Annotated in this window: 14 protein-coding genes and 1 tRNA gene; 9 read left to right on the top strand and 6 right to left on the bottom strand. The window is 69.4% G+C overall.

Going from position 1 to position 17,404, the window contains the following annotated elements; all coding sequences use genetic code 11:
- Positions 1–2: 2 nt before the first annotated feature.
- Together D2K64_RS07290 and D2K64_RS07295 are read right to left on the bottom strand one after the other, a co-directional pair.
- Positions 3–470 (bottom strand): peroxiredoxin, encoded by a 468-nt coding sequence (locus D2K64_RS07290; RefSeq protein WP_120007556.1) that lies wholly within the window; start codon positions 468–470, stop codon positions 3–5.
- Positions 467–3,427: a bifunctional [glutamine synthetase] adenylyltransferase/[glutamine synthetase]-adenylyl-L-tyrosine phosphorylase gene (locus D2K64_RS07295; RefSeq protein ID WP_120007557.1), complete on the bottom strand. Its 2,961-nt coding sequence runs from the start codon at positions 3,425–3,427 to the stop codon at positions 467–469. The genes D2K64_RS07290 and D2K64_RS07295 overlap by 4 nt, the downstream gene beginning before the upstream one ends.
- Positions 3,428–3,444: 17 nt before the next feature.
- On the opposite strand from D2K64_RS07295, the gene D2K64_RS07300 reads away from it, so the two are divergent.
- Complete coding sequence (locus D2K64_RS07300; RefSeq protein ID WP_120007558.1) at positions 3,445–6,642, top strand: YhdP family protein; 3,198 nt, start codon at positions 3,445–3,447, stop codon at positions 6,640–6,642.
- A 15-nt stretch (positions 6,643–6,657) separates the two neighbouring features.
- Here the strand turns inward: D2K64_RS07300 and tyrS are convergent, their stop codons facing one another.
- A complete protein-coding gene (tyrS, locus tag D2K64_RS07305; protein ID WP_120007559.1) occupies positions 6,658–7,884 on the bottom strand; it encodes a tyrosine--tRNA ligase in 1,227 nt (408 codons plus the stop codon).
- A 72-nt stretch (positions 7,885–7,956) separates the two neighbouring features.
- On the opposite strand from tyrS, the gene D2K64_RS07310 reads away from it, so the two are divergent.
- The gene (locus tag D2K64_RS07310; RefSeq protein ID WP_120007669.1) at positions 7,957–9,042 is read left to right on the top strand and encodes an anhydro-N-acetylmuramic acid kinase; all 1,086 of its coding nucleotides are present in this window, start codon (positions 7,957–7,959) and stop codon (positions 9,040–9,042) included.
- A 75-nt stretch (positions 9,043–9,117) separates the two neighbouring features.
- Here D2K64_RS07310 and D2K64_RS07315 read toward each other — a convergent pair whose 3' ends face one another.
- Entirely contained in the window at positions 9,118–9,786 is a 669-nt protein-coding gene (locus D2K64_RS07315; RefSeq protein ID WP_120007560.1) for an alpha/beta hydrolase, read from the bottom strand.
- 374 nt (positions 9,787–10,160) lie between these two features.
- On the opposite strand from D2K64_RS07315, the gene D2K64_RS07320 reads away from it, so the two are divergent.
- The 7 genes from D2K64_RS07320 (at position 10,161) to D2K64_RS07350 (ending at position 15,196) form a co-directional block, all read left to right on the top strand.
- Positions 10,161–10,658 carry an Rrf2 family transcriptional regulator gene (locus tag D2K64_RS07320; RefSeq protein ID WP_120007561.1) on the top strand — a complete coding sequence of 166 codons (498 nt, stop codon included), beginning with the start codon at positions 10,161–10,163 and terminating at the stop codon, positions 10,656–10,658.
- On the top strand, positions 10,655–11,731 hold the full coding sequence (locus D2K64_RS07325) for a cysteine desulfurase family protein (RefSeq protein ID WP_120007562.1): 1,077 nt from the start codon (positions 10,655–10,657) through the stop codon (positions 11,729–11,731). The genes D2K64_RS07320 and D2K64_RS07325 overlap by 4 nt, the downstream gene beginning before the upstream one ends.
- A 2-nt stretch (positions 11,732–11,733) precedes the next feature.
- The gene (locus D2K64_RS07330; protein ID WP_238384064.1) at positions 11,734–12,939 is read left to right on the top strand and encodes a cysteine desulfurase family protein; all 1,206 of its coding nucleotides are present in this window, start codon (positions 11,734–11,736) and stop codon (positions 12,937–12,939) included.
- An 11-nt stretch (positions 12,940–12,950) separates the two neighbouring features.
- The gene (locus D2K64_RS07335; protein WP_120007564.1) at positions 12,951–13,277 is read left to right on the top strand and encodes a ferredoxin family 2Fe-2S iron-sulfur cluster binding protein; all 327 of its coding nucleotides are present in this window, start codon (positions 12,951–12,953) and stop codon (positions 13,275–13,277) included.
- A 7-nt stretch (positions 13,278–13,284) separates the two neighbouring features.
- Entirely contained in the window at positions 13,285–13,974 is a 690-nt protein-coding gene (gene tenA, locus D2K64_RS07340) for a thiaminase II (RefSeq protein ID WP_120007565.1), read from the top strand.
- The gene (mnmA, locus tag D2K64_RS07345) at positions 13,971–15,077 is read left to right on the top strand and encodes a tRNA 2-thiouridine(34) synthase MnmA (RefSeq protein WP_120007566.1); all 1,107 of its coding nucleotides are present in this window, start codon (positions 13,971–13,973) and stop codon (positions 15,075–15,077) included. Before tenA ends, mnmA begins: the two co-directional genes overlap by 4 nt.
- A gap of 42 nt (positions 15,078–15,119) precedes the next feature.
- Positions 15,120–15,196: transfer RNA gene (locus D2K64_RS07350), tRNA-Met, on the top strand.
- A 78-nt stretch (positions 15,197–15,274) separates the two neighbouring features.
- Here D2K64_RS07350 and D2K64_RS07355 read toward each other — a convergent pair.
- Complete coding sequence (locus D2K64_RS07355; protein ID WP_120007567.1) at positions 15,275–16,519, bottom strand: Zn-dependent hydrolase; 1,245 nt, start codon at positions 16,517–16,519, stop codon at positions 15,275–15,277.
- Between the two features lie 65 nt (positions 16,520–16,584).
- Positions 16,585–17,352, bottom strand: a complete 768-nt coding sequence (locus D2K64_RS07360; RefSeq protein WP_120007568.1) for a methyltransferase domain-containing protein — start codon at positions 17,350–17,352, stop codon at positions 16,585–16,587.
- Positions 17,353–17,404: the final 52 nt, after the last annotated feature.

Below are 17,404 nucleotides of genomic sequence, written 5' to 3' on the forward strand. Positions count from 1 at the left end.
CTTCAACCGAGTTCCTGAAGCGCGTCGGTCACGGCCTTCACATGACCTGGAACCTTCACCTTGCGCCAGATCCGCGCGATGTGCCCCGTCCGGTCGACCAGGAAGGTTGAGCGCTCCATTCCCATGTAGGTGCGGCCGTACATGGATTTCTGCACCCAGGTTCGGTAAAGCTCCGCTGCCTGCTTCTCCGCATCCGAGGCGAGAGGAAACAGCAGCCCATGCTTCGCAGCGAATTTCTCCAGCGCCGGAACCGGATCGGGCGAGACGCCGATCACCGTGACCCCAAACTGTCCGAGGCCCGGCAACGCTTCCTGAAAGTCGCAGGCCTGCCGCGTGCAGCCGGAGGTGTCGGCCTTTGGGTAGAAGTAAAGCACCAGCGGCTGACCACGGAATTCGGCCGGCGACACGGTGCGGCCGCCAGTGGCCGGCAGCCGGAAATCCGGGGCAGGAGCCCCTTGCTCGACATTCATCCATGATCTCCGCGAAGGGGGCCGAGACGGCGCTCGAAGATCAGGCGCACGCGCTCGGCGGACGCCATGATCTCCTGCCGAAGGTCGGCCAGGTCAACCACCTTGTGCTGCGTCAGCCCGGCGGTTCCTCGCAGCAGAACGGCGCCGATGGCGGGCGGAAGATCGTCGGCCCGCCAGCGTCCAACGGTGAGACGCAGCAGGCCGATCACGGTGCGGTAGAGCCGGTCGGCGGCGACCAGCTGCCCCGCTTCCTCGCGCGGCAGAAATTGCGTCTTGGCGAGGCCCGTGAGCGCGAGGCGGGTTGTCGGCGAAAGGATGCGCGGATGCGTCCCGGCATGCGCCAGTTGCAGCGCCTGCGCGATGAACTCGATCTCCACCAGGCCGCCTGGGATGGCCTTCAGGTCCCACGGGCCGTCAGGAGGAAGGTCGCGCAGCATACGAAGGCGCATCGCCACGGCATCGGCAAGTGCCTGTTCCCCGGCATGCTCCAGGATGGCCCTCTGCACCGCGGCCCGGATGCGACGACGAAGCGCGGGCGGCGCGGCCACGCAGCGTGACCGGGTCAAAGCCATGCGCTCCCAGGTCCAGGCGCTTTCCTCGTGGTAACGCCGGAAGCTCGACAGGGACGTCGCCACGGGGCCCTTGTTGCCGGACGGCCGAAGCCGCATGTCGACCTCGTACAGCTTGCCTTCCGCGCCGGGGGCGGTGATCGCGGCCACCATCTGCTGCGCCAGCCGGCTGAAGTAGACACTGGGTGGAAGGGACCTCGGGCCGCCCGTGCTGTCCGCCGCGCCATCCGGATGGTCATAGATCAGCACTAGGTCCAGGTCCGAGGCTGGCAGCATCTCCTGCCCGCCCAGCTTCCCCAGCGCCATGACGCCCATGCCGCCGCCCTTGATGCGGCCGAACCGGGCGGCGAATTCCTGCATCACCTGGGGCAGCAGGGCCCCGATGGCGGCATCCGCCAGGGCGCTGCGATCCAGTCCGGCAACATCCACGTCGGTGATGCCTTCCAACGCCGCCGCGTCGATCTCGAAGCGCCCCTCGGTGACCAGCCGCCGCGCATTCTCCAGCGCTTCCTCGAAATGGCGCGCGCTCTTCACAAGCGCCGGCAGCACGGATGCAGCGCTGCCCGCGCCGCTCCCGGTGAGCAACCCCTCCAGCGAGGCGGGACTCTGCGAGAGATGATCGGCCAGCGCGGGGGCGGCGCCGAGGATCCCGGCGACGCGTCGCAGCAGCGCCGGGTTGCGGTGAAACAACGACAGCACCTGCACGCCGGCCGACAGCCGCGACAGCACGCCATCGAACCGCGCCAGGGCAGCGTCAGGTTCACGCTGAGCCGCGAAGGCGCGCAACAGGAAAGGCAGGATCAGCCGCAGCAACTCGCGCGAGCGTTCGCTGCGGATGGCGCGGAGCTGGCCACCCTGCCAGCCCCTGATCATCGCGGAAACGCGGCCGGCATCGGCGAAGCCCATGGCCGAGAGATGCCGCAGCGTCCGAGGATCGTCCTGCTCCGCCGGGAATGCCAGCCTGTCGCTGTCCGCCCCATCCTGGCCTTCCTCGGCCGGTGCCGCCGGAGCCCGTTCGAACAAGCCGGCGTAATGTGCCTCCACCCGCGACAGATGCCCGATCAAGGTGCCGGTGAAGCCCGCCGGATCGGCAAAGCCCATGAAGCTGGCGATCCGCGCGAGGCCCTGCTCATCCTCCGGCAACTGGTGGGTCTGGCGATCATCGACCATCTGCAGACGATGCTCGACATCGCGGAGGAACACATAGGCGTCGGCCAGGTCTGCGGCCGCCCGCCGCTCCAGCCGCCCGCTCGCGGCCAGGGCGGCCAGGGCTCCCAGCGTCGTCGAATCGCGCAGTCCCGGATCGCGTCCTCCCCAGATCAATTGCAGGACCTGGGCAATGAACTCGATCTCGCGGATGCCACCGCGGCCGAGCTTGATGTTGTGTCCGGCCACCTGCACCGTCTTGTGCGCACCCTTGGCCTCGTGCGCCGCATGGATCTGGCCCTTGATGGCGTGGAAGTCGGCAATGGTGGCGAAGTCCAGATGCCGCCGCCAAGTGAAGGGACGGATTTCGTTCAGGAAAGCCTCGCCCAGGGCGCGATCGCCGCCCACGGCGCGCGCCTTGATCATGGCGGCGCGTTCCCAGTTGAGCCCGGTCGACTCGTAATAGGAGATGGCGGTGGGGATGCTGACGGCGAGCGGCGTTGCCGCCGGGTCCGGCCGTAGCCGCAGATCCGTCCGGAACACGTAGCCGTCCGAGGTGCGTTCCTCCATCAGGCGCACGAGATCGCGCGCCAGCCGGACGTAGAGCGACCCGGCCTGTTCCGCATGATAAGCTGCGGCCGAGGGATCGTAGAGCACCATGAGGTCGATATCAGACGAGTAGTTCAGCTCCTGGCCGCCCAGCTTGCCCATTCCGAGGATGGTCAGGCCGGATCCCCGGGCCACCGTCCGCGGGTCGCGCGCGTTGCCGCGCGGCAGGCGCAGATCGCCGCGTCGTGCCGCCTCGCTCAGAAGATGGGCGCAGGCATAATCAAGCGCCGCCTCGGCGAAGCCGGACAGCGCCGCCGTGGCGCGATCCAGCGGCCAAGCCCCGGTCAGGTCTGCGGCGGCGATGATCAGCGCGGCCTGCCGCTTGGCCCGGCGCAACAGCCGCGCGACGGCTGGCCTCGCCGCCCCGGTATCGGCGCGGCGCAGTGGATCCATCGCAAGGTCCAGGGCATCGGCCGGGCCGCGCTCGGCGAAGCGGAGCAGCGCCGGGCTTTCCTGTTCCGCCAACTGGGTCAAGTACGGACTGTGGCCGCCCAGCGCCACGAGCAGCTCCTGACCGGCCGTGGTGTTGGCGAAGGCCTGTTCCGCGACGCCACGCTGGCGATAGCCGGCCAGCAGCGCTTCCGCCGCGGCAGAGTCGAAGGGAAGCGGAGGGACGTGGCGCTGGAGGCTCATGGGGGGTTAGCGAACCCATGCCGACGGTGAGAGGTCAAGCCCTCCATCTCGCCCGTTTGGCTGGCGGGGCCGCGCTCGGGCTCGGCCTGATTGTCGGCCTCGCGCTTCTGGCGCTGTGCTGGCGCCTGAGCCATGGGCCGCTGGAACTGCCGCTTCTGGTGAAGCTGCTGCAGCGCACCGGCACCATCGAGCAGTTGGCGCCGGGGCTGGAGGTGCAGCGCCTTGCCCTGGCGTGGAACGGCTACCGTGAGGCTGATGCATCGCCGCTGGAGTTGCAGGTTGGTGGCCTGCAACTGCGGGACGGCACCGGGGCGGTGCGGCAGGAACTTCCGGACGCGACGGTCAGCCTGTCCTCCGGCTGGCTGTTGCGCGGGCGGCTCGCGCCACTGACGGTGCGCCTGGCGAGTCCCAGCGTGGTGCTGGAACGCGGGCAGGATGGACAGATCGGGATGGCGCTGGGGCGCCTGTCGCCCGATCGCCCGGCGGTCGATCCTCAGCCATCCGATGACGGGCTGCTGGGGGAATTGTTCGGGCGGGGCCGCACCGCCGGACCGCTGGCTTCCCTGGTCAACCTGACGCTGGAGGATGGCACCCTGTCCATCCTGGATCGCCAGCTCGGCATGACCTGGCGCATGGAACGGGTCTTTCTCACCCTGCAGCGAACCCCGGATGGCGCGGCGATCGACGGGCGGGGTCAGGCCCGGCTGCGGCTGCCCGGCTCAGGCCCGGACCTGCCGGTGTCCCTGAGCGGGCAACTTTCCGCCGGTGGTGCCGTGATGCAGGGATCGCTATCGATACCCTCCCTGCAGCCGGGCCGCGTCGCAGGCCTGCTGCCGGCCCTTGCGCCGGTGGCGCTGCTGGACGCGCCGGTGGGCCTCAACCTCGCGGCACGGTTCGACGGGCGGCACCCCGATGCGGTGCCGGAGCTGGCCCTGATGCTGAATGTCGGGCGCGGCAGCTTCAACGCCAATGGCCGCCGTGTGGCGCTGGAACGCCTCGACCTGCAGGCTGCGGGAACGCCGCGTGCGTTGCACCTGTCCCAGCTGCGCCTCGTGCTGGGCGGAGCGGCGCCCCGCCCGGGCCGGAACCCCGTCGCGGGTCCCACGGTGTCGGCGGAAGGCGATGCCGCCCTGGCCGGAGGGGCATGGCGGATGCGGCTCGGCCTGCAGCTCAGCAAGGTCGAGGCCGTTCAACTGAACGACATCTGGCCGGCCGAACTCGCGCCCGGGGCCCGTCGGTGGCTGGTGCAGAACGTGACGTCGGGGTCGCTGGACGATGGCCGCTTCACCCTGCGGGCCGAAGCAGCGGAAGATCTGTCGGGCTTGCGATTGACGGAGCTGGACGGCTACCTTCGCCTCATCAACGGCGTGGTGCACTGGCTGCGGCCGATCGCCCCGCTGGAGGGCGTGACGGCATCGGCCAAGCTGGGCCTCAAAGAGATCCAGATGCAGGTGACGGCGGCCCGCCAGTCCGGCACCGCCATGGTCAGCCCGGGCACCACCATCCGTTTCTCGCAGCTGGACACCAACCAGGAGCAGGTCGAGATCGATGCCAGGCTGCAGGGGCCCGTGCCCGACGCGGTGGCGCTGATCCGGCACCCCCGCCTGCATCTCTTTGACGAGCGGCCGCTGGAGCTGAGCGAGCCGGGCGGGCAGCTCGATGGTCGGTTGCAGCTCGCCTTTCCGCTGAAGGAGGATATTCCCGCCGAGGTGTTCAAGGTGCAGTTCCAGGCCCGCGTGACGCAGCTGAGGCTTGCCGACGTGGTGATGGGCAAAACCCTGGACCGCGGCACCGCCGACCTGTCGGTAGACAATACCAGGCTGAAGGCGACCGGCCGGGCCCAGCTGGCCGGGATTCCTACGACCCTGGCCCTGGAGATGGATTTCCGGCCGGGCCATGCCGGGCAGGTGGTGGAGCGGATTCAGGCCACGGCGCGGCCGGATGCCTCCCGCGTCGCCGAGTTCGGGCTCGACCTGAAGGGCTTCGTGAGCGGCCCCATCGGTGTGCAGGTCGCCATGGAAAAGCGGCGGGACGGGCAGATGAAGGTCGAACTATCGGGCGACCTCAGGGACAGCCTGATGGAGCTTCCGGCGCTCGCCTGGCGGAAGCCGCCCGGCGTCGCCGCCAGTTCTCAGGGACAGCTCGACATTGCCGGCGAGCAGCTTCGGGCGGTTCCCTTCTTTCAACTCCGCGCGCCGGATCTCGCGGCCAGCGGCAAGGTCAGCTTCGCTCCCGGCAACAAGCTCGACCGCGTGGACCTCCGGGATGTCCGGGTTTTCGGCAGCCGCTTCAGCGGCGAGGCGTGGCCGCCCGCCGCCGCGCGGGGTGCCTGGCGATTGCGCGCCTCGGGCCCGGTGCTCGACCTCGGGCCTCTGCTGGCGACGTCCGAGGAGGACGCTGCCGGAGCCGATGATGCATCGGATGGGGCTCCGCTAACCCTGGATGGGCATTTCGATACCGTGATGCTCGGGAATGGGCGAAGCCTTTCGGCGGTGCAGGGGCGCGCCACGACCGACCGCCGCGGCGTATTCCGCGAAGCACGGCTTTCAGGCTCGACCGGCGGGCAGGGCGGCTTCGACCTCGCCATCGTGCCTCGTGGCGCGGGGCGCGACCTGCGGCTGAACGCCGCGGATGCCGGTGCCCTGTTCCGGGCCTTTGACCTGGCCCACCAAGTGGAGGGCGGCCGGCTCAGCCTCGAGGGCCGCTGGACCAGCAACGCGCCCGGCGCGCCGCTGAGCGGCACGGCCGACATGTCCGACTTTCGGTTCCAGGATGCGGCGGCCGCGGGCAAGTTGCTGCAGGCCCTGACGGTTTATGGCGTGTTCGATGCTGTGCGCGGGCCGGGGTTGGCCTTTTCGCGCATGGTGGCGCCGTTCACGCTGACGCCCACGTCGCTGAGCGTCGACAATGCGCGCGCCTTCTCGTCCTCGCTCGGCGTCACGGCCAGGGGCGCGATCCAGCGCCGGCAACGGAGCATGGACCTGCAAGGAACCATTGTGCCGGCCTACGCGCTGAACTCCCTGCTGGGCTACATCCCCCTGCTGGGCCGGCTGTTCAGCCCGGAGCAGGGTGGCGGGCTGTTCGCCGCCACCTGGCGCATGCAGGGACCGTTGGCGGACCCATCCGTCGCCATCAATCCGCTCGCGGCGCTGACGCCGGGCTTTCTGCGCGGCGTCTTCGGCGACGCTCCGGCAGGCGCGGAGGCACGGCCCTGAGGAGCCGTGCAGCCTTCAACCAACCGGACGGACCAGCACGTGCCGCTTGCGGCCGGCCGACAGCTTGGCCGCGCCATCCGCCAGATCGTCGTTGGTCAGCATCCGCGCTTCCTCCGACACCGGCTCGTCATTGAGCCGCAGCCCACCCTGGCGCATCAGCCGGCGCGCCTCGCCTTTGCTGGCGGCGAAGCCGGCCTGCACGGCGAGGTCGAGCAGCGCGGCGGGGAACCGCGCCTCGATGGCAGGCAGCGTGGCGGCGGCCTCGCCCTCCTCGAAAGCCTGCCGGGCGGTTTCCGCTGCCGCTTCGGCGGCGGCGCGGCCGTGCAGCAGGGCGGTCGCCTCGGTGGCGAGCTGCTTTTTGGCCTCGTTCACCTCGGAGCCGCTCAGCGCCGCGAGCCGGCGAATCTCGTTCATCGGCAGTTCGGTGAACAGCGCCAGGAACCGGCCCACATCGGCGTCATCCGTGTTGCGCCAGAACTGCCAGTAATCATAGGGCGCGAGCCGCTCCGGGTTCAGCCAGACGGCACCGGAGGCGGTTTTGCCCATCTTGGCGCCCGATGCGGTGGTCAGCAACGGCGTGGTGAGGCCGAACACCTCCCGGCCTTCCATGCGGCGCACCAGGTCGGCGCCCATGATGATGTTGCCCCATTGGTCGGAGCCGCCCATCTGCAGCCCGACGCCCTGCCGGCGCGACAGTTCCAGGAAATCGTAGGATTGCAGCAGCATGTAGTTGAATTCCAGGAACGAGAAGGATTGCTCCCGCTCCAGGCGCATCTTCACGCTGTCCATGGAGAGCATGCGGTTGACGCTGAAATGGCGGCCCACATCGCGCAGGAACGGGATATAGCGCAGCTCGTCCAGCCACGCCGCATTGTCCAGCATCACCGCATCGCCGGTGCCATCGCCGAATTGCAGGAAGCTGTTGAACGCCCTGCGGATGCCGGTCTTGTTGACCTCGATCTGCTCATCGGTCAGCAACGGTCGTGCCTCGTCTCGGAACGAGGGATCGCCGACCCGGCTGGTGCCGCCACCCATCAGCACCACCGGCTTGTGGCCGGTCCGCTGCAGCAGCCGCAGCAGCATGATGGAAACGAGATGGCCGACATGCAGGCTGTCCGCCGTGCAGTCGAAGCCGATATAGCCCGGAAGAACGCCCTGCTTCATCCTGGCGGCCATGGCCGCCTCATCCGTCACCTGGTGGATGTAGCCGCGCTCACGCGCGACGTGCAGGAACTCGTCCATCGCTTCTTTCTGTCCACAGTTGTTCCGGGGGACTTCCACCCGTCCGCTGGCCCTAGCACAGTGTCGGCCATGCTGCGAACGATTGGGCTGATGAGTGGTACCTCGCTGGATGGCGTGGATGCCGCGTGGATGGAGACGGATGGCGAGGCGGTGGGGCGGCTCGGGCCCAGCCTGACGCTGCCCTATGACAGCGAATTGCGGCGCGACCTCCGCAAGCTGCTCGACCTCGCCACCGAGCTGCCGCCGGACGACCTGTTTCTGCTGGATTGCGAGCGGCGATTGACGGAGCGGCATGTGGAGGCCGTGGTGAAGCTGGGACAGCCCGCCGATCTGATCGGCTTCCATGGCCAGACCATCCTGCACCGGCCGGTGGCGGGCCGGCCGGGCCAGGGCCGAACCTGGCAGATCGGGGACGCGGCGCTGCTTGCCCGCAGGACCCGCATGCGTGTGGCACATGATTTCCGCAGCGCGGATGTCGCGGCCGGAGGGCAGGGCGCGCCGCTGGTGCCCGTGTTCCATGCGGCGCTGGCAGCCGCATTGCCCAAGCCGGTGGCCGTGCTGAACCTGGGCGGCGTGGGCAACCTCACCTGGATCGGCACGGATGGGCAGCTGCTGGCTTTCGATACCGGACCGGCCAACGGGCCCCTCGATGACTGGGCCCGACGCTCCACGGGCGCGGATTACGACATCGATGGTCGGTTGGCGCTGGCAGGCCAGGTGGATGGTGCCGTGATGGCGCCGCTGCTGCGCCACCCGTTCCTGGCGCAGCCGCCGCCAAAATCGCTCGACCGGCTCGATTTCGACCGGGCCTTGCGGGAAGCAGGGGCCGATGCGCTCTCCCCGGCGGATGGCGCGGCCACCCTGGTGGCGTTCTGCGCCTGCACCGTGGCCGCCGCCGCCCGCCACCTGCCCGAGCCGCCCAAGCAATGGCTGGTCACCGGCGGGGGGCGCCGCAACGCGGCGTTGATGCGCGCCCTGTCCGGCGCCTTGCCCGAGCCGGTGCGCCCGGTCGAGGTCGTCGGCTGGGATGGCGACGCGCTGGAAGCCCAGGCCTTCGGACTGCTGGCGGCCCGTGCCATGGCGGGGCTGCCGCTGACCTACCCGATGACGACCGGCGTGGCCGAACCGCTCACGGGTGGCCGCATCGCCATGCCCTGACGAGCGGCGGGCCGTTACAACAAAAGGGCCGGGGAATGATCCCCGGCCCTTTTGCCCATGATCCGAGGCGAGGGTTCAGTCCGCCGCCATCGCCATGCGCGTGCGGTTCAGCATGGTGCGAACATGGTCTTCCGTGGCATCCGCCACCCGCTCGGTCTGCTCGGCGGTGAAGACATGGCCGGCGCCTTCCTCGACGCGGTAATCGATGCTGATGCCACGCTGCGTGTTCAGCTTGTCCACCAGCTTGCGCACCGATCCTTCCGGAACCAGCTCGTCATCCGAGCCATGCAGGATCAGCCCGGAGCAGGGGCAGGGTGCCAGGAAGCCGAAATCATAATGACTCGCCGGAGCGGAGATCGACACGAAGCCGCCCATTTCGGGCCGCCGCATCAGCAACTGCATCCCGACATAGGAGCCGAAGGAATAGCCGGCGACCCACAGCATGGATGCGTTCGGATTGACCGCCTGCAAGAAATCCAGCGCCGCCGCGGCGTCGGAAATTTCGCCGATGCCGCCATCATAGCGCCCCTGGCTTCGGCCAACTCCGCGGAAGTTAAAGCGGAGGGTCGAGAAGCCCATGTTCTGGAAGCGCGTGTAAAGCGCGTGCACCACCCGGTTGTTCATCGTTCCGCCATGCAGCGGGTGCGGGTGCAACACCAAGGCCACCGGGGCATTGGGCTGCTTCGCGTGATGGTAACGACCCTCTAGCCGGCCATCCGGCCCGGCAAACATCACTTCAGGCATCGTCCCCTTGCATCCAGTGCGGTGGGCGCGGCAGCGCCCGGTTGGGAAACCACTATGCCGTCGACCAACCGGGTCTGGCACGCCGGAAGAATATTGTGACGATCCAAGATCCGAGCGCCGCCGCCAGGCCCGAATGGTTGACCACACCACTCGGGTTTAATAGCGTCGAGTGCCGTAGCACAGCATGCCGCGCGCCGTCTCAAATCCCGCTTCCGACCGCAGGGCAGGCTTCCGCTCCCTGCGACTCTTTCAATATAGGCGACAGAACGCCGGCTTCATAACGGAATCATGGCATGGCCGACTCCGCGACTTGGTTTTCTTCCATGGCTGTTCCGCTCCGGCGCACCATGGTTCAGGAACCGGACACCTAGGGGATGCGCCTGTCCACTCGGGGCCGGTATGCCGTGATGGCGCTGGCGGAGCTGGCGGTTCGCTCGCGGCAGGAGCTTCATGCGGATGGCAGGGTTGCGCAGGACGCAGGGCTCCCACCGGTGCTGTGCAGCCCGGTGAGCCTGACGGACATCGCGCAGGCCCAGCATCTGTCGGTGGCTTACCTGGAGCAATTATTTGCCCGCCTGCGCCGGGCGGGGCTCGTGGCGTCGGCTCGCGGCCCGGGTGGTGGCTACCGCCTGGCGCTCCCGGCGGAGCGGATCAGCGTGGGTGCCGTGATCGAGGCGGTGGACGAACCCATGACCGCCACCCGCTGCGACAGCGGCGATGCCGGCTGCCTGGTGGGACAGCGCTGCCTGACTCATGACCTGTGGCACGAGCTCGGCTCGCAGATCTCCCTCTTCCTGACCAACATCACCCTCGCGGATGTGGTGGAGGGGCGCGTCGGCGGTCGGGCCCAGCCGCCTCGGCCGACCGCATGAACCGCCTCTACCTCGATGCCAACGCGTCCGAGCCGCTGCGCCCGGCGGCGCGGGCGGCCATGCTGGCAGCCATGGACCACGCGGGAAACCCGTCCTCGGTGCATGCCGAAGGGCGGGCGGCGCGGCAGATCCTGGAGCGCGGCCGCGCGGCGGTGGCGCGCCTGTTCCAGGCTCGCGCGCAGGATGTCGTCTTCACCTCCGGCGCCACGGAAGCCAATGCGCTGGCGCTGCGGACTCTGTCTCCGGGCCGGCGCGTGTTGGCTGGCGCGACGGAGCACCCCGCAGTGCTGCAGGCGGTTCCCGCGATAGAACTTCTTCCCGTGCAGCCGGACGGGCCTTTCGATCCCGCCGCGCTGGAGGCCGCGCTGAGGAACGGTCCGCCCGCGCTGGTCTGCCTGATGGCGGCGAACAACGAGACGGGCGTGCTGCATCCTCTTTCGCAGGCCGCCGAGATCTGCCGCCGCCACGGCGCGCTGCTGCATGTGGATGCGGTGCAGGTGCCCGGGCGCGCTGTTCTGGACTGGGCCGCCATCGCGCCCGACAGCATCGCTGTGTCGGCCCACAAGCTCGGCGGTCCCAAGGGCGTCGGGGCATTGGTGGTTCGGGCAGGGCTCGATGTTGTTCCACTTTGGCGGGGTGGCGGGCAGGAGCGCGGCCGGCGCGGGGGCACCGAGGCCTTGCCGGCCATCGCCGGCTTCGCCGCGGCGATCGAGGAGCTGCGGCCCGCCGGCGCCGAGCGCCTGCAAGGACTGCGCGAAGCCATCGAGCGGGGCGCACGGACGCCGGTGGCCGGCGCCTCGGCGCCGCGCCTGCCCAATACGAGCTGCCTGATCCTGCCCGGCCTGCCGGCCGAGACCCAGGTCATCGCCCTGGACCTCGCGGGCATCGCGGTGTCGGCCGGTGCGGCCTGTTCATCCGGCAAGGTGGCTGCCAGCACGACCCTGCGGGCGATGGGATTTGGTGAGCACGCGGGGTGCGCGATCCGCATGTCGCTGCCCTGGAATGCTCCGGATGATGCGCCGGAGCGCTTCCTCTCCGCCTACCATGCCCTGCGGGCGCGGCGGGACCGCTGACCTTGTCCGATGGGAGAACCTCCTTCGTGCCGCCGCGCCCGATCTATCTGGATCATCACGCCACAACACCGGTGGACCCTCGTGTTCTCGCCGCCATGCGTCCGTGGTGGGAGGCGAACTTCGCCAACCCACACAGCGTCGACCATGAGATGGGCCGGCAGGCGGAGGCCGCGGTGGACCAGGCCCGGGCAGCGGTGGCGGCCCTGATCGATGCCGAGGCGCAGGAGATCATCTTCACCTCCGGCGCGACGGAAGCCAACAACTTGGCCATCAAGGGATGCGCCCGCTTCGCCGCGGCCCGGAACAACCAGCGCCGCCGCATCATCCTGCCAGAAACCGAGCATCCCTGCGTCCTCCAGAGCGCCCGGGACCTGAAGGCGGAAGGGTTCGAGCCGCTGCTGCTGCCGGTCGGGCCGGGAGGGGTGCTGGACCCGGGCGGGCTACGCCGAGCCCTGGCCGAGGCCCCGACCCTTCTGGTGTCCGTGATGGCCGTCAACAACGAGATCGGCGTGGCCCAGGATCTGGCTCCGCTCGCCAGCATGGCGCATGAGGCCGGCGCGCTGTTTCACACCGACGCCGCGCAGGCCGCCGGGCGCGTGCCGCTGTCGGTCAAGGCGCTGGGAGTCGACCTGATGTCGCTCTCCGCCCACAAGCTCTACGGTCCCAAGGGCGTCGGTGCGCTGTTCGTGCGGCGGCGGCCGCGGGTTCGGCTGGTTCCCCTGTTTTCCGGTGGTGGCCAGGAGCGTGGCCTCCGCTCCGGCACCTTGCCGGCGCCCCTGCTGGTCGGGTTTGGCGAGGCCGCCACGCTGGCGGCGGCCGAGGGACCCGAAGAGCAGCGCCGCATCGGCACCCTGCGGGACAGGCTGCACAACAGGTTGCGGGACGCCATTCCCGGCCTGCTGCGCAATGGCGACGCTCAGGCCGCGGTGGCGGGCAACCTCAACCTCGCATTCCCGCATGTCACGGCCCAGGCCATGCTTCGCCGTCTCGATGGGCTCTGCGTGTCTACCGGCTCCGCCTGTTCCTCGGCGGAGCTCGAGCCGTCCCATGTGCTGCGCGCACTGGGGTTGAGCGCTGAACGGGTCACGGCGAGCTTGCGGATCGGCATCGGGCGCTTTACTTCGCCGGAAGATCTGGAACGCGCCGCCGAGCTGTTGATCGGCGCCTGGCGCCGAGCCCTTCCTGCAACTCGAGACGCGGCGGAGTAGAACAGACGGCCATGCCGAAGATGACCTTTATCGAGCGCGACGGAACCCCGCGCGAAGTGGAAGCGCCGCTCGGCCTGTCCGTGCTGGAGATCGCACACCGCCACGACATCGATATCGAGGGCGCCTGCGAGGGTAGCCTCGCCTGCTCCACCTGCCACGTCATCGTCGATGCCTCCTGGTTCAACAAGCTCGAATCCCCGACGGAGGACGAGGAGGACATGCTGGATCTCGCCTTCGACCTGCAGGAAACCTCCCGCCTGGGCTGCCAGCTGATCATGAGCGATGAACTGGACGGGCTGGTGGTGAAGCTGCCGGCCGGTAGCCGCAACGCCAGCTGAGCCAGAGATGTTTGCATCCCCCTATGGCGCCGCCGGCGGCTTGTTCCACGCCCTGCGGGATGCCGCACCGGCGCGATGGGATGCTTATTGCTGGCACCCCTTCGTGCAGGGTCTGGCGGACGGCACCCTGCCATTGCCGGCCTTCCGCCGGTACCTCGTGCAGGACTGGCTGTTCCTGATCCACTTCGCGCGGGCCAAAGCCCTCGCGGCCTTCAAGGCCGAGAGCCTGGACGCGCTGCGCGGCAAGGCCGTGTCGCTGAATGCGCTGCTGGCCGAGATGAACATGCATCTGGCCTATTGCGCGGAATGGGGCCTCAGCGAGGCCGACGTGCTGGCGGAGACAGAGGCGCCCGAAACCGTCGCCTATACGCGCTGGGTCCTGGACCGCGGCATGGCCGGCGACATCCTGGACCTGGAGGTGGCGCTGGCGCCCTGCACGGTCGGCTATGGCGAGATCGCCCGCCGCATCGCAGCCCATCCCGGCCGGCGGACCGAGGGCAATCCGTACCACAGCTGGATCGCGGCCTATTCCAGCGACGAGTACCAGGCCCTGGCGCGGGGCGCGGCCGAGCGGCTCGACCGCCTGGGCGTGACGCATGGCGGGGAAGCGCGCTTCGCCAAGCTTGCCGCCACCTTTGCCGAGGCGGCCCGGCTGGAGGCAGCCTTCTGGCAGATGGGATGGGATGCCGGCGCATGAGAATCCTGGTGGCCATGTCCGGCGGCGTGGATTCCTCGGTGGTCGCAGGACTGCTGAAGGAACAGGGGCACGAGGTGATCGGCGCCACGCTGCAGCTCTACGACCACGGCGCGGCGATCCAGAAGAAGGGGGCCTGCTGCGCCGGGCAGGACATCCATGACGCGCGCGACGTCGCGGACCGCCTGGGTATCCCGCACTACGTGCTGGACCGCGAAAGTCGCTTCCGTGCTGCGGTGATCGAGGATTTCGCCGATTCCTATGCGCGCGGGGAAACGCCGATCCCCTGCGTCCGCTGCAATCAGACCGTGAAGTTCCAGGATCTTGTGGCGCTGGCGCGGGATTTGGGTGCGGAGGCGCTGGCGACCGGGCATTATGCCCGCCGCGTCGAGGGTCCCGCCGGTCAGGAGCTGCGCCGTGCCGCCGATCTCGGCCGCGACCAATCCTACTTCCTGTTCGCCACCACCGTCGAGCAGCTGGCCTTCGCCCGCTTCCCCCTCGGCGACTACGCCACCAAGGCCGAAGTCCGTGCCGAAGCGGTACGGCTGGGGCTTGCCGTGGCCGAGAAGCCGGACAGCCAGGATATCTGCTTCGTGCCGGATGGCCGCTACCACGATCTGGTCGGGCGCCTGCGTCCCGAGGCCGGCGAGCCGGGCATGATCGAGCATGCCGATGGCCGGGTGCTCGGCCAGCACCAGGGCATCGGCCGCTACACGGTGGGGCAGGGGCGCGGCCTCGGGCCTGCTTCCCGCGATGGCGAGACGCCGCTCTACGTGACCGGCCTGGACGCCAAGCGCCGGCGGGTCATCGTGGCGCCGCGATCCGACCTCGCGGACAGCGAGGTCCAGGTGGCCGATGTGAACTGGCTCATCGCGCCGCCGCAGGTGGCCATGGCCTGCCAGGTGAAGCTGCGTGCGCGCGAAACGCCGCAACCGGCGACCGCCATCTGGAACCCTGAGACGGCGAGGCTGCAGGTGATGCTGGACGAGCCGGCGATCGCCGCGCCGGGCCAGGGTTGCGTGTTGTATGATGGGGATCGGGTTGTCGGCGGCGGCTTTATCCGCCGGCGTGGCCGAGTGGTTGACAGCGCCGGTCGGGCCGCTTAAACGCCCGCCACCCGGCTGCTGCGGCAGCTTGAGGTCTTCCGGGGCGGTGTAGCTCAGCTGGTTAGAGCACGGCACTCATAATGCCGGGGTCGGCGGTTCAAGTCCGCCCGCCGCTACCATTTCTTTACGGCCGAAGCAGACTAGGTCGCGTGGCGCAAGCCACGTCCTCCCGGCACTGCGCCGCAGGCGCTTCGCCATCACCGCTCCCGATTGGCCCGCGCGAGCACGGCCTCGAACAGCACCTGGCAGCCCGCCGCCGCTTCCTCCGGCAGGATGCTTTCCCCCTCGTTATGCGACAGGCCGTCCTTGCAGGGCGTGAAGATCATCGCCGTGGGCACGTGGCGTGCCACGTACACGGCATCATGGCCGGCACCCGAGATGATGTCGCGTGACGCGTAGCCGAGGCGCGCCGCCGCCGCTCGCACCAGGGCGACGCAGGATGCGTCGAAAGGCTGCGCGGGTATCCGGTACAGTTCGGTCAGCTGGAGCTGGCAGCCATTCGCCGCGGCGGCCTTTCCGGCCTCGCCGGGGAAGCTGCCGGCGATCGCCTCGACCTGCTCCACGGTGGGGTGCCGGAATTCGACGGAAAAGCGCACCTCGCCCGGGACGACGTTCCGGCTGTTGGGATGGACCTGCAGGAAACCCACCGTTCCCCGGCCGTCCTCGCCGCGCTTCCGCATGGTGGCGTCCACCAGCTCGATCACCCGGGCCGCCGCCAGCAGCGCGTCGCGGCGGGTGGAAGGCGGGGTAGTCCCGGCGTGGGAATCCTGGCCGGTGATCACGGCATCATACCAGACCTGGGCCTGGGCGCCCGTCACCACGCCGATCTGCCGGGCTTCGCGCTCCAGGATTGGTCCCTGCTCGATGTGCAACTCGAAATAGGCATCGGCCTCGAAGGGCGTGGCCGGATGCTCGCCGCGGAAGCCGATGGAATCCAATGCCTCGCCGACGGTGATGCCATCCACGTCCCGAAGGGCATAGGCCTTGTCCGGGGTGAACACCCCGGACCAGACCCCGCTGCCCATCAGGGAATGGCCGAAGCGGCTGCCTTCCTCATCGGTCCAGTTCACCAACTCGATCGGGGCCTCGGTGGCGATGTTCAACTCGTTCAGGCTGCGCATCACCTCCAGCCCGGCCAGAACCCCAAGTGCACCGTCGAACTTGCCGCCAGAAGGCTGGCTGTCCAGATGGCTGCCCATGAGCACCGGGGGCCGCGACGGATCACGCCCTTCGCGCCGCGCGAACATGTTGCCGATGGCATCCACGCGGAGTGTCAGTCCCAAGTCCCGGCACCAGCCGGCGAGGCGTTCCCGGCCGGCCTGATCCTCCGGTGTTAGTGTAAGGCGGCGGACCCCGCCCTTGGGCGTGGCACCGATCTCAGCCATGGACATCAGACTGTTCCAGAGGCGCCCCGCGTCGATGCGCTGGTTGGTGCCGGCCATTCCTGCTGTCTCCGAGCTTGCGGCCGGCATTCTGCGCGGCCATGCCGTCTTGGCCAAGCCCCGGGTCAGAGGCTTCCCACCAGGAACAGCCGACGGAACGGCAGCAGCACCGTGCCGTCGGGGAGCGGCGGGTAGGCGGCGCGCATGGCTTCGCCATAGGCCGCACGGAACGCCGCACGTTCTTCCGCGTCCAGCGCGGCTAGGTAGGGGCGAAGGCTGGAACCCGCGGCCCATTCGACGACCGGATCCTTGCCGCGCAGCACATGGAGATATTCCGTGTACCAGAGATCCAGGCTGCGAAGCCGCGGCGCCAGCAGCGCATGGTACCCGGCCGCGGGCAGGATCGGCGGGGCGGATGCGATGCCCCTCAACTTGTCCCGCCACGGGCCTTCCTGGGCAATACGGTCCTGCTCCGCGCGCAGGGGCGCATCATGCATGGACGGCATCTGAACGGCGAGGGTGCCGGCGGGCGCCAGGAAGCCGAGCAGGCGCGGAAACAATGCGGCGTGATCGGGCAGCCAATGCAGCGCCGCATTGGAAAACAGCACGTCCACCGGCTCGCGCGGCTGCCAGCCGGCGATGTCCGCCTGCTGCACCGGGATGCCGTGCCGCCCTGCCTCGGCCAGCATCGCGGCGGAGGCATCGACCCCGACAACCTCGGCCACCGCAAAACGCGCCGCGAGCAGCGGCAGGGCGCTGCCGGTGCCGCAGCCGAGATCCACGACACGCTGGCCGCCCGTGTGGTCGATGCGCGCGATCAGGTCCTGAACCGGGCGCAATCGCTCGCTGTTGAAGCGAAGATACTGCGCCGCGTCCCATGGGGTGCCCTGCAAGCCATCCTCCTCGTCACCGGATTCTCAGCTCACCTTCGGCGCCGCCTGCCGC

It is taken from the genome of Teichococcus vastitatis, from assembly GCF_003604215.1.
GTDB classification, from domain to species: domain Bacteria; phylum Pseudomonadota; class Alphaproteobacteria; order Acetobacterales; family Acetobacteraceae; genus Pseudoroseomonas; species Pseudoroseomonas vastitatis.